Origin of the sequence: Microbacterium sp. (assembly GCF_003248605.1) — a bacterium.
Classification (GTDB): domain Bacteria; phylum Actinomycetota; class Actinomycetes; order Actinomycetales; family Microbacteriaceae; genus Microbacterium.
This window is the reverse complement of the sequence record NZ_QFPF01000074.1, coordinates 1-12,287: the sequence shown is the minus strand read 5'-3', so window position 1 is coordinate 12,287 and position 12,287 is coordinate 1. Positions and strand designations below refer to the sequence as shown.

The window sequence follows — 12,287 nt, the reverse complement described above, 5'->3', positions numbered from 1 at the left end:
TAGGGCGTGTCTCCTAAGCTCCTTGGGGGGTCGAGGGCAGGGTAGGAGTGTGTCGCGTACTCGTACTCTCTCGGATGCTGCTTGGGCTCGGATCGAGCCGTTGATGCCGATTGCTTCGGTCAAGGGCGGTCGGCCGTTCCAGGAGCACCGTCGGGTGGTGGAGGGGATCGTGTGGCGGTATCGGACGGGTTCGCCGTGGCGTGATCTGCCGGCGGAGTTCGGGCCGTGGCAGACGGCGTGGAAGCGTCATCGCCGGTTCAGCGGCGACGGCACCTGGGATCGGATCTACGCGGAGATCCTCGCTGACGCGGACGCCGCGGGCGAGATCGACTGGGCCGTCAGCGTGGACTCCACCATCAACCGTGCTCATCAGCACGCGACGAATCTCCCGCGCGACACAGGGGGCTCTATCGAGTTACAAGAATCTGCGCGAGGAGCCGCCTGATCACGCGATTGGCCGGTCACGCGGCGGATTGAGCACGAAGATCCATCACCTCGTCGACGGCCGGGGGCTGCCGCTGGTCGTGCTCGTCGGTCCCGGCCAGGCCGGTGATGCGCCGATGTTCCCGGTGCTCATGGATCACCTCAGAGTCGGCCGGCGCGGACCGGGCAGGCCCCGCTCCAGACCGGACCGCGTCCGCGGCGACAAGGCGTACTCATCCCGAGCGATCCGGCAGCATCTCCGCGACCGCGGCATCGTCGCTGTGATCCCCGAGCCATCCGATCAGCAAGGACACCGTCAGCGCCGTGGCTCTCGCGGCGGCCGACCTGTCAGCTACGACCTCGAGGACTACAAGGGCCGCAACGTCGTCGAACGCGGCTTCAACGAAGACAAGCAATGGCGCGGACTCGCCACCAGATACGACAAACTCGCCCTCACCTACCGCGGCGGAGCAGTCCTCAGAGCCATCACCCTCTGGCTCAAACGGTTAGGAGACACGCCCTAGCAGGCGACGACGCGGGATGCTGTGGCCCCGCCGCGCCCGGATGCGCCGCACACGGTGGCCACAGCATCCGCCGCTTACACTCGATCGCATGTGTGGAATCGTCGGATACGTGGGCCCGCGGCCCAGCCAGGGCATCCTTCTGTCGGGCTTGGCACGCCTCGAGTATCGGGGATACGACTCCGCGGGCATCGCCGTGATCGATGCCGAAGGCGACCTCGGCATGCGCAAGCGCGCGGGCAAGCTCAGCGTGCTGCGCGGCGACCTCGAGAGCACCCCGCTCGCCGACGGCACGACCGGCATCGGACACACCCGCTGGGCCACCCACGGCGGCCCGACCGACGGCAACGCGCACCCGCACCTGGCCGACGACGACAAGCTGGCCGTGATCCACAACGGGATCATCGAGAACTTCGGCGAGCTGAAGGCCGAGATGGTGGCGGCGGGCTACACCTTCCGCAGCGAGACCGACACCGAGGTCGCGGCGGTGCTGCTCGGGCACGAGTACCGTGCTCACGGCGGCGACCTCGTCGCGGCGTTCCGCACCATCGCCGGTCGTCTCGAGGGAGCGTTCACGCTTCTCGCGATGCACCGCGACCACCCCGGGCTCGTCGTGGGCGCCCGCCGCAACTCGCCGCTGGTGATCGGGCTCGGCGAGGGCGAGAACTTCCTCGGCTCCGATGTCGCGGCCTTCGTCGAGCACACCCGTCGCGCGCTCGCGATCGGTCAGGATCAGATCGTCGCGATCACCCCCGACGGTGTGACGGTGACCGACTTCTTCGGCGGCGCCGTCGAGGTCGAGCCCTTCGAGGTGACGTGGGATGCTGCCGCCGCCGACAAGGGCGGATGGTCCTCGTTCATGGCGAAAGAGGTGTCGGAGGAGCCCGAGGCGGTCGCCAACACCATTCGCGGTCGCGTCCGCGACGGCCAGGTCGTCATTCCCGAGCTGGACGGGCTCGACGAGCTCTTCGCCGGCGTCTCGCGCATCGTCGTCATCGCATGCGGCACGGCCGCCTACGCGGGGCTTGTCGGCAAGTACGCGCTCGAGCAGTGGACGCGCATCCCCGTCGACGTCGAGCTCGCGCACGAATTCCGCTATCGCGATCCCGTGCTCGACCCCGGCACGCTCGTCGTCTCGATCAGTCAGTCCGGTGAGACGATGGACACGCTCATGGCGGTCAAGTACGCCCGCGAACGCGGAGCCAAGACGCTGTCGATCTGCAACACGCAGGGCGCGACGATTCCCCGCGAATCCGACGCGATCGTCTACACCCACGCCGGTCCCGAGGTCGCGGTCGCCTCGACCAAGGCCTTCGTCGCGCAGATCACCGCGCTGTACCTGCTGGGTCTGCACATCGCCCGCGTGCGCGGCTGGGCGCACAGCGGCACCGAGGCCTCGCTCCTGGTGCTCGAGCTCGAGGCGATCCCGGGCAAGATCAGCCGCATCCTCGAGACCGAGAAGGAGCGCATCGAGCAGCTCGCGCACTGGATGGCCGACACCCGCTCCGTGCTCTTCCTCGGCCGCCACGTCGGGTATCCGATCGCCCTCGAGGGCGCGCTCAAGCTCAAGGAGCTCGCCTACATCCACGCCGAGGGCTTCGCGGCGGGCGAGCTCAAGCACGGACCCATCGCCCTCATCGAGCCGGGCCAGCCCGTGTTCGTCATCGTGCCCTCACCCCGCGCGTCGGCCGACATGCACAAGAAGGTCGTCTCCAGCATCCAGGAGATCCGCGCCCGCGGCGCCCGCGTCATCGCGATCGCCGAGGAGGGGGATGTCGCGGTGCTGCCCTTCGCCGACGAGGTGCTGCGCATTCCGCTCGCCGAGCCGCTCTTCGAACCGCTGCTCGCGGTCGTGCCGCTGCACATCTTCGCGATGGCGCTCGCCGAGGCCAAGGGACTCGATGTCGACCAGCCCCGCAACCTGGCCAAGTCCGTCACGGTCGAGTAGCGTCCGATGATCGTCGGCATCGGCGTCGACCTCGTCGACATCCCGCGCTTCGAGCGCACGATCGAGCGCACCCCACGCCTGCTCGAGCGGCTCTTCTCGCCCGCCGAGCGGGCGCTGCGCCCGCGGTCCCTGGCCGCGCGGTACGCCGCCAAAGAGGCGCTCATCAAGGCACTGGGCGGATCCGACGGCGTGCACTGGACCGAGATCGAAGTCACCCCCGAGGAGTCCGGTCGCCCCTGGTTCACGCTCGCGGGCTCGACCGCCGAGGTCGTGGCGGCACGCGGCATCACCACGATCCATCTCTCGATGAGCCACGACGCGGGATTCGCCACGGCCTACGTCGTCGCCGAGGCCGCGCCGGTGCTCGGCGCGGAGCCCGCCGATCGCCGCTTCCAGGTGCGGTTCGCGGGAGCGGACTGGGAGGAGCGCTCGTGAGCCGGCTGCCCGCCGGAGTCATGCGCGAGGCGACGATCGACGTCGGGTCGATCACCGCCAACACCCGGCACCTGCGACGCCTCACCGGCGTCGACGAGATCATCGCCGTCGTCAAGGCCGACGGGTACGGCCACGGCGCCGCGCGCGCGGCGATCGCTGCCCTCGAGGGCGGCGCGACCCGCCTGGGTGTCGCCGACATCGCCGAGGCGCTCGCGCTGCGCCGCGCGGGCATCTACGCTCCCATCCTCGCGTGGCTGCACGCCCCCGGCGCGTCGTTCGCCGAGGCCGCCTCGCTGGGTATCGAGCTCGGCATCTCCAACATCGACCAGCTGCTGCAAGCCGGTGCGGCAGCATCCGCCGACCGCCCCGTGGGCGTGCACCTCAAGCTCGAGACCGGTCTCGCGCGCAACGGCATCGCGCCGGCCGACTGGGCCATGGTGTGCGCCGAGGCCGCCCGGCTCGAGCGCATCGGGCGGGTGCGGGTCGTGGGGCTGTTCAGTCATCTCTCGAACGCCTCCGAGGCCGAGGATCTCGCCGCCGTCGAGGCGTTCGAGCGGGGAGTGGTCGCCGCCGCGGCCGCGGGACTCACCCCGCCGCTGCGGCACATCGCGGCCACGAACGCGGCGATCGCTCTGCCTGCGGCGCGCATGAACTGCGTGCGCATCGGCATCGGCCTGTACGGGCTCTCGCCGTTCGCCGGTCGCTCGTCGGCCTCGCTGGGGCTGCGGCCCGCGATGACGCTGCGCGCGTCGGTCGCCGCGGTGCGCCGGGTGCCGGCCGGCCAGGGCGTGTCGTACGGGTACGACTACCGCACCTCCGCGGCGACGACGCTCGCCCTCGTGCCCCTCGGGTACGCCGACGGCGTGCCGCGGCAGGCGTCGGGGCGGGGGCCCGTGTCGATCGCGGGGCACCGCTTCGTCGTGGCCGGCCGCATCGCGATGGACCAGTTCGTCGTCGACGTCGGCGACACCCCCGTCGCGGTCGGCGACGAGGTCGTGCTGTTCGGCGATCCGACGCTCGGGGTGCCCGCCGCCGACGACTGGGCGGATGCCGCCGGCACCATCAATTACGAGATCGTCACGCGCATCGGGGCGCGGGTCGGGCGGCGGCAGGTGTCGTCGTGAGCGTCGCGGACGACCTGCTCGGCACGCACGACGTGGTCGATGCCCAGGCGATGGAGAACCTCGGCCGCCGGCTCGGTGCGGGACTCGCGGCGGGCGACCTGCTCGTGCTGACGGGTCCGCTGGGGGCGGGAAAGACGACGCTCACACGGGGCATCGCCGCGGGTCTCGGCGTGCGCGGGCCCATCCAGAGTCCGACGTTCGTGATCGCGCGCACGCATCCCTCGCTCATCGGCGGGGCGCCGCTCGTGCACGCGGATGCGTATCGCCTCGGCTCGGCGCTCGAGCTCGACGACCTCGACATCGATGCCGACGGCTCGGTCGTCGTCGTGGAGTGGGGGCGCGGCATGGCCGAGGGGCTGCGCGAGGTGTGGTGGGAGATCGAGATCGAGCGTCCCGTCGGCGGCCGGGGTGCCGACACGATGTGCGGCGACCTCTCGCGCGCGACCATCGAACTCGACGCCGACGCGCCGCGGGTCGTGACGATCGCGCGGCGGCCGTAGCGCAGCATCCCGCGCGTGTTCGGCCCGGCCCTGCTTCTGCGGGCGTTGGGGCGTTGATCCTGCCCGCCGGGGCGTCGGGGGGTTCCGGCCGCTGGGGCGCGTCGTTCCCGGCCGTTGGGGCGCGTGGGTTCCGGCCGTTGGGGCGCGTCGGTTCCGGCCGTTGGGGCGTTGAAATCACCGTGGGGCGTGCTGCAGCGCGCCCCACGGTGGTTCTGACGCCCCAACGCGGCATTCCGTCGGCCGCGAGGTGATTCTGACGCCCCACCGTCGGCTCTGCGGGGCGTGGGCTGGCGTTGGATGCTGGGTCTCGATGTTCTCCGGCCGTTGGGGCGTTGAAATCACCGTGGGGCGTGCTGCAGCGCGCCCCACGGTGGTTCTGACGCCCCAACGCCCCCGCACCGCCCCCCAACGCCCCCGCACCGCCCCCCAACGCCCCCGCACCGCCCCCCAACGCCCCCGCACCGCCCCCCAACGCCCCCGCGGCGCCGCGACTACCCTGGAGGGCGTGATCCTCGCCATCGACACCTCGCTCGGCACCGCCGTCGCGGTCGTCACCCTCGACGGGGAGGTGCGGGGCGAGGCATCCACCCCGAACGCCCTCGGCCATGCCGAGATCATCGGCGATCTGCTCGAGCGCGCGCTCGACGCCGCCGCCGCGACCCCGGCCGACATCACGCACGTCGCCGCCGGCATGGGCCCCGGACCCTTCACCGGCCTGCGCATCGGCATCGCGGCCGCGCGAGCCTTCGCCCTCGGTCGTCGGATCCCGATCGTCCCGGTCGCCAGTCACGACGCCGCGGCCCTCACCCACTTCGACCGGCCCGGCATTCGAGGCCCCATCGCGATCACGACCGACGCGCGGCGCCGCGAGTTCGCGTACACGATCTACGCCGGTATCGACGAGCGCGGCCTGCCCATCCGCACGGCCGAGCCCGCCCTCGCCCCCCGTGACGAGCTCGACGCACGGCTCGCCGGGGCTGGGGCCGCCACGGTGGACGACGCCACCGACGCCGACGCCGACGCCGACGCCGACGCCACTGACGCCACCGACGCCACCGCCGCCGACGCCGCCTCCGCCAGCCCCACCCGCATCGACGTCACCGAGATCTCGGCGGCCGCCCTCGGCCGGGTCGCCGCGCGACAGATCGCGTCGGATGCTGTCGCCACAGCATCCGAGCCCCTCTATCTGCGCTCACCCGACGTCACCGTCGGCGGGCCGCGCAAGCGGGTCGGCACGTGAGCGTGCGCGCGGCGACGGGCGCCGACCTCGGCGCGATCATGGCCCTGGAGCGCGCATCGTTCCCGACCGACGCGTGGTCCGACGCGATGATGCGCGAAGAGCTCGCCTCGCCCCACGGCCGTTACCTCGTGCTCGAAGAAGCGGGCCGGCTGATCGGGTACGGGGGCGTGCGGGCGTCCCGCGGGGCCTCGGATGCCGACATCCAGACGATCGCTCTCGCCGAGTCCGCCCGGGGTCGAGGACGCGGGCGGGCCCTGCTGCGGGCGCTGCTCGCCGAAACGGCGGGGCTGGGGGCGCGCGAGGTGTTCCTCGAGGTGCGCGCCGACAATCCGGTCGCGCAGCAGCTGTACACGTCGGAGGGGTTCGCCGAGATCGGTCGCAGGCCCCGGTACTACCAGCCCGACGGGGTCGACGCCGTCGTGATGCGCCTCGATCTGCGGGGCTGGGCGGCCCAGCGTCCGGCCCGGGAGCCCGCGACGACAACCGGCGCCCTCCACCCGGCGCAGGGCGCGCCGATCACCACCGAGGCAGGAGCCTGCACGTGAACCGCACCGCGCCCCTCGTGCTCGGCATCGAGACCAGCTGCGACGAGACCGGCATCGGCATCGTCCGCGGACGCACGGTGCTCTCGAACACGATCGCCAGCAGCATGGACGAGCACGCCCGTTACGGCGGCGTCGTGCCCGAGGTCGCCGCCCGCGCACACCTCGAGGCGCTGCAGCCGGCGATCGAGGCGGCGCTCGCCGAATCCGGCGTCGCCCTCGCCGACGTGGATGCTGTCGCCGTGACATCCGGACCCGGCCTTGCCGGCGCGCTCATGGTGGGAGTCGGCGCCGCGAAGGCGCTCGCCGTCGCCGTCGGCAAGCCTCTGTACGCCGTCAACCACCTCGTCGGACACATCGCGGCAGACATCCTCGACGATGCTGCCGAGCCGCTCGAGTACCCGACGGTCGCCCTGCTCGTCAGCGGCGGACACACCTCCCTGCTGCTCGTGCGCGACCTGACGAGCGACGTCGAACTGCTCGGCGAGACCGTCGACGACGCCGCGGGCGAGGCCTTCGACAAGGTCGCGCGCCTGCTCGGACTGCCCTACCCCGGGGGTCCCGAGATCGACCGTGCGGCAGCATCCGGCGACCCGAGCGCGATCCGCTTTCCCCGGGGGCTGTCTCGGGCCAGCGACATGGCGGCGCATCGCTACGACTTCTCGTTCTCGGGTCTGAAGACCGCCGTCGCCCGGTGGGTCGAGCAGGCCGAGGCCGCGGGTGTCGAGGTGCCGATCGCCGACGTCGCGGCATCCTTCCGCGAGGCGGTGATCGACGTGCTCGTGACCAAGGCCCTCGACGCGTGTGCGCAGCACGGCGTGCCGCGCCTGCTGCTCGGCGGGGGAGTGATCGCCAACCGCCGCCTGCGCGAGGTCGCTCTCGAGCGGGCCGAGGCCGCCGGCGTCACGGTGCGCATCCCCCCGCTGCCGCTGTGCACCGACAACGGCGCGATGATCGCGGCGCTGGCGTCCGAGCTGATCATGTCGGGGCGCCCCGCGTCGACCCTCGCGTTCGGCGCGGACTCGACCCTGCCGGTGACTGAGATCCAGGTCGCGGCGGCCGAGACGGTGGATGCCGGGGCCCGGGCATGACCGACCCTTCGCCGCCGCGCGCGCCCGAGGGCGTGACGCCGCGCGCGCCCGAGGGCATGACGTCGCGCGCGACTGAGGGCGCGGCGCCGCGCCAAACCGACGGCGTGACGCCACGCGCGCCCGAGACGGGGCTCGCGGCTCCCGCCGCGGTACCCCCGCCCGCCCTCGTGCCCGAGACGGGTCCGGTGCCGTTCCCGCAGAATCCCGATACGGAGGCCGTGCCGGCACCGCCGCGCACCCGCGGCATCGCGGGGTGGGCGCTCGCTGTGGCGATCGTCGGCCTTACCGCATCTCTGTTCGTGGGCTGGGGCTTTCCGCTCGGTATCGTCGCGGTCGTGGCCGCGGGAATGGCTCTCCGGCGCGCGGGTGAGAGTCGGCAGATCGCGGGGTGGGCGCTCGCGCTCGGCATCCTGTCGCTGATCTACAGCATGATCTGGATCGCGTGGGCGGCGTCTCAGGCGACGCTGTTCACCTGAGGCACGGGCGTCAGACGCGATCGGCGAGGATCGCCAGTCGCGTGGCGCCCACCCGCGTGAGCAGCAACGTCGCGGACTCGGGTCCCGCGAGTCGCAAACGCGTGCGCAGGACGGCGGGATCGACATCCACCCCGCGCTTCTTGATCTCGAGGGTGCCGATGTCGCGCTCGCGTAGGGCGCGGGCGAGCTTCTTGACGTCGGCGGGCAGCACCTCGCGCACGCGGAACGACGACACGAACGGACTCGTCAGCGCCGCGTCGCCCGTCAGGTAGGCCACGCCGAGCGCGAGCGGACCCGCCTCGAGCGCCCGCGCGACCTCGCCGATCAGCCGAGCGCGGATGACCGATCCCGCCGGCTCGTGCACGAAGGCACCGAGCGCGCGCACGGGCTCGTCGTCGGCGTCGCCGGGCGCGGTCAGCTCGTGCGCCCCGCCGCCGATGAGCACGAGCGCCGAGCGCCGCACGCCCGACCGGGCAAGGGCCCCGGACCACAGCACGAGTTCGATCGTCGATCCATCGGCGGTGATCCACTGCGCCTCGACGTCGTCGGGGATCTCGCCGCGATCGAACGCCGGACCGAGCTTGATGCCCGCGGGCATCCGTGCCGCGAGGCCGAAAGCCCATGCGAGGCTCGGCGTGTACTCCGACGCCCCAACGGCCCGGGTCTCGCTGTGCCCCGCGGTGCGACGGGCGGGGTCGAGCCAGACCGCGTCGACGCCGGCGAGGTCGGCATCTTCGGCGCGCCCGCAGACGACGGATGCCGCGCCCTGGAACGGCGCGAGGTTGTAGGCCGCGAGGGCCGCTGTGACATCGTCGGACTCGACGGCGCGCACGTCGAGTCCGAGGCCCGCGAGCCCGAGGGCGTCGCCGCCGATGCCGCAGCCCAGGTCTGCGACGACCGAGAGGCCCGCATCGCGGAAGCGACGCGCGTGCAGCGTCGCGACCTGCAACCGCGTGGACTGCTCGAGGCCCGCGCGCGTGAACAGCATGCGCTCGGCCAGGTCGCCGAACTTGGCCCGCGCGCGTGCCCGCAGCCGCGCCTGCCCGACGACGGCCGACACCAGGTCGGGGGAGTGCCCCGCCGCGCGCAGCCGCGTGACCTCGCGGGCGACGTCGTCTGTCGACTCCAGCGCCGGGGTCGCGTCGAGCAGCCGCAGACCCTCGGGGGTCAGCAGCGCGGTGAGCTCGGACATCAGCACCGGACCAGCCTAGGCGCACCCTCCGACACGGCCGGATGACGGCATCCGCCACCCGGATTGGCACTCGCGTTGCGTGAGTGCCAGCGGATGCCTACACTGTGATTAGCACTCTCACCACGAGGTTGCTAACAAGTCTTGGATCAAGAAAGAGGTAGACCGTGACGGTTTCCACTCAGGTTTCCATCAAGCCGCTCGAGGACCGCATCGTCATCCGCCAGGTCGACGCGGAGCAGACGACGGCTTCTGGCCTGGTCATCCCCGACACCGCGAAGGAGAAGCCCCAGGAGGGCGAGGTCATCGCGGTGGGCCCGGGTCGCATCGATGACAACGGCAACCGCGTTCCGCTCGACGTCGCCGTCGGCGACCGCGTGATCTACAGCAAGTACGGCGGCACCGAGGTCAAGTTCGGCGCCGACGAGTTCCTCGTGCTCTCGGCCCGCGACGTGCTCGCGGTCGTCGTCCGCTGAGCGACTGATCGATCGGAAGGGCTCGGGTGCTTCGGCATCCGGGCCCTTCTGCATGTCTCCGCGGCTTCGTGTCTCGTGCCCTGAGCCCGTCGAAGGGCCGCGCCCGCGTTTCGCGCCCTGAGCCCGTCGAAGGGCCGCGCCCGCGCCTCTGGCAGAATTCCACGCACACTCGGCAGGCTCGGGATGCTGTCGTGTCGGTGACCGGGCGTAGGCTGAGCCGGTGAGCCCCACCCCCGCGCCCGATGCTGCGCGGTCGGTCACATCCGCGGGGGTTTCCGCCACGCCCGACCCGGCGCGCGAGCGCGCCGTCGGCGGCATATATGCCTTCACCGCCTACCTGCTGTGGGGATTCCTCCCTCTCTACTTCCTGCTGCTGGCCCCGACCGGTCCGTGGGAGATCGTGGCCTGGCGCATCCTGCTCTCGCTCGTCTTCTGCGTGCTGCTGCTGTCGGTCACCCGCTCGTGGGGCGCGTTCGCGCGCATCATCCGGCAACCGCGGCTGCTGTTGTGGACCGCCCTCGCGGGAGCCGTGATCTACGTGAACTGGCAGGTCTTCCTCATCGCGACGCTCACGGGCCACGTGATCGAGACGAGCCTCGGCTACTTCATCAACCCGATCTTCACCGTCATCCTCGGTGTGCTCGTGCTGCGCGAACGCCTGCGCCCGACGCAGTGGATCGCGATCGCCATCAGTGCGCTCGCCGTCATCGTGATCATGGTGGGTTACGGCTCGTTCCCGTGGATCGCGTTGACCCTCGCCGCCACATTCGGTGTCTACGGGCTGATCAAGAAGCAGATCGGTCCGGCCGTCGATGCGGTCGGCGGTCTGACGCTCGAGTCCTTCTGGCTCATGCCGGTCGCGATCGGGCAGCTGATCGTCGTCTCGCTCACGACGGGCCTCACCCTCGGCAGCGCCGGCATCGGGCACGCCGCGCTGCTCCTGCTCGCGGGTGTCGCCACGGCCACCCCGCTGCTGTTCTTCGCCGCGGGTGCGCGGCGCGTGCCCCTGACCGTGATGGGACTGCTGCAGTTCATCGCGCCGATCATGCAGTTCGTCACGGGGGCGTTCCTCCTCGGCGAGCCGATGCCCCTCGAGAGATGGATCGGGTTCGCGCTCGTCTGGGTCTCGCTCACGGTGCTGACGGTCGACTCGCTGCTCTTCGCGCGGCGGGCGCGAGGCGCCTCCGACCTGGGCGCGATCACCTGACGCGGAACCGGGTTCTTCGCCAGGTGGTACCGGGTCGATGGGGGAACAGTGGCTGCAGCATCCCGTCGGTGGGGGAAACTGTCCCGTTCGGGCGGCAAAACCGGCCCGTTATCGGGTCGTGACTTTACTGTGACACATCGTTAACGCACCGCAACATTGGTGGGCGGGTCCCGCGCTTAGGGTGAATCCACTGGGCAGGCTTCCCGAGCCGTGCCTCACGTTCATTCACAGCAAGGAGCAACATGAACGGCTTCACCCGCTCGCGCGGCAAGGTCCTCGGCGGTATCGCCGCGGTCGGCGTCAGCGCGCTCTTCCTCGCAGGCTGTGCCGGCAGCGGCGGCGACACCGAGTCGTCCGAGCCCGCCGCCGAGGCCGGCGAGGAGATGACCCTCACGATCGGCACCGCGCTGCCCCAGACCGGAAACCTCGCCTTCCTCGGCCCGCCCGAGGAGGCCGGTGTGGCATACGCCGCATCGCAGATCAACGAGGCCACCGCCGACACCGGCCTGACCATCGAGGTCGAGTACGGCGACTCGGGCGACACCGACAACAAGGCTTACGAGACCGAGATCCCGCGCCTTCTGGGCATGGACGTCTCGGCCATCATCGGTGCCGCGTCGTCCGGTGTCTCTCTGCAGTTCATCGACCAGGTCGTCGGCGCCGGCACGATCCTGTTCTCCCCGGCGAACACGTCCGACGCGTTCACGACGTACGACGACAACGGTCTGTACTTCCGCACCGCTCCCTCCGACGTGCTGCAGGGCGAGGTTCTCGGCAACCTGATCGCCGAGGACGGCAACCAGACGCTCGGCATGATCGTGCTCAACGACTCGTACGGCACCGGACTCGCGGGCTACGTCACCGAGGCTTTCGAGGCCGCCGGTGGCGAGGTCGTCGCGGCGCCCACGTACAACACGGGTGACACGTCGTTCGACGCGCAGATCAGCGAGGTCCTCGCGGCCGACCCCGACGCGATCGCCCTGATCACGTTCGAGGAGGTCACGACGATCCTGCCGAGCCTGTTCGGCCAGATCCCCGCCGACAAGCTGTACTTCGTCGACGGCAACCTGTCGAACTTCGGCGACGAGTTCCCCGCCGGATCACTCACGGGCGCC

Annotated in this window: 13 protein-coding genes; 12 read left to right on the top strand and 1 reads right to left on the bottom strand. The window is 71.5% G+C overall.

The window, feature by feature from the left end; translation table 11 throughout:
* Window positions 1–49: 49 nt before the first annotated feature.
* The 9 genes from DI573_RS10485 (at window position 50) to DI573_RS10445 (ending at window position 8,300) form a co-directional block, all read left to right on the top strand.
* A protein-coding gene (locus DI573_RS10485; protein WP_292813755.1) for an IS5 family transposase occupies window positions 50–947 on the top strand; the annotation gives its coding sequence in 2 pieces (ribosomal slippage) (window positions 50–400 and window positions 402–947; 897 coding nt in all).
* Between the two features lie 88 nt (window positions 948–1,035).
* Window positions 1,036–2,892, top strand: a complete 1,857-nt coding sequence (gene glmS / locus DI573_RS10480) for a glutamine--fructose-6-phosphate transaminase (isomerizing) (RefSeq protein ID WP_292813753.1) — start codon at window positions 1,036–1,038, stop codon at window positions 2,890–2,892.
* 6 nt (window positions 2,893–2,898) lie between these two features.
* Complete coding sequence (locus DI573_RS10475) at window positions 2,899–3,327, top strand: holo-ACP synthase (RefSeq protein ID WP_292813751.1); 429 nt, start codon at window positions 2,899–2,901, stop codon at window positions 3,325–3,327.
* Window positions 3,324–4,451: an alanine racemase gene (gene alr / locus DI573_RS10470; RefSeq protein ID WP_292813748.1), complete on the top strand. Its 1,128-nt coding sequence runs from the start codon at window positions 3,324–3,326 to the stop codon at window positions 4,449–4,451. Before DI573_RS10475 ends, alr begins: the two co-directional genes overlap by 4 nt.
* Window positions 4,448–4,951, top strand: coding sequence for a tRNA (adenosine(37)-N6)-threonylcarbamoyltransferase complex ATPase subunit type 1 TsaE (gene tsaE / locus DI573_RS10465; RefSeq protein WP_292813746.1), 504 nt, complete (start codon window positions 4,448–4,450; stop codon window positions 4,949–4,951). The genes alr and tsaE overlap by 4 nt, the downstream gene beginning before the upstream one ends.
* Before the next feature lie 505 nt (window positions 4,952–5,456).
* Complete coding sequence (gene tsaB, locus DI573_RS10460) at window positions 5,457–6,191, top strand: tRNA (adenosine(37)-N6)-threonylcarbamoyltransferase complex dimerization subunit type 1 TsaB (protein WP_292813743.1); 735 nt, start codon at window positions 5,457–5,459, stop codon at window positions 6,189–6,191.
* Entirely contained in the window at window positions 6,188–6,736 is a 549-nt protein-coding gene (gene rimI, locus DI573_RS10455) for a ribosomal protein S18-alanine N-acetyltransferase (RefSeq protein WP_292813740.1), read from the top strand. The genes tsaB and rimI overlap by 4 nt, the downstream gene beginning before the upstream one ends.
* Window positions 6,733–7,824, top strand: a complete 1,092-nt coding sequence (gene tsaD, locus DI573_RS10450; RefSeq protein WP_292813737.1) for a tRNA (adenosine(37)-N6)-threonylcarbamoyltransferase complex transferase subunit TsaD — start codon at window positions 6,733–6,735, stop codon at window positions 7,822–7,824. Before rimI ends, tsaD begins: the two co-directional genes overlap by 4 nt.
* Window positions 7,821–8,300: a hypothetical protein gene (locus tag DI573_RS10445; RefSeq protein ID WP_292813736.1), complete on the top strand. Its 480-nt coding sequence runs from the start codon at window positions 7,821–7,823 to the stop codon at window positions 8,298–8,300. Before tsaD ends, DI573_RS10445 begins: the two co-directional genes overlap by 4 nt.
* Window positions 8,301–8,310: 10 nt before the next feature.
* Here DI573_RS10445 and DI573_RS10440 read toward each other — a convergent pair whose 3' ends face one another.
* Complete coding sequence (locus DI573_RS10440) at window positions 8,311–9,498, bottom strand: SAM-dependent methyltransferase (protein ID WP_292813733.1); 1,188 nt, start codon at window positions 9,496–9,498, stop codon at window positions 8,311–8,313.
* 158 nt (window positions 9,499–9,656) lie between these two features.
* On the opposite strand from DI573_RS10440, the gene groES reads away from it, so the two are divergent.
* The 3 genes from groES to DI573_RS10425 all read left to right on the top strand — a co-directional run.
* A complete protein-coding gene (groES, locus tag DI573_RS10435) occupies window positions 9,657–9,965 on the top strand; it encodes a co-chaperone GroES (protein ID WP_292813730.1) in 309 nt (102 codons plus the stop codon).
* 220 nt (window positions 9,966–10,185) lie between these two features.
* Entirely contained in the window at window positions 10,186–11,172 is a 987-nt protein-coding gene (gene rarD / locus DI573_RS10430) for an EamA family transporter RarD (protein WP_292813727.1), read from the top strand.
* A gap of 242 nt (window positions 11,173–11,414) precedes the next feature.
* A partial coding sequence (locus DI573_RS10425; RefSeq protein WP_292813725.1) for an ABC transporter substrate-binding protein occupies window positions 11,415–12,287 on the top strand: 873 nt, incomplete at its 3' end.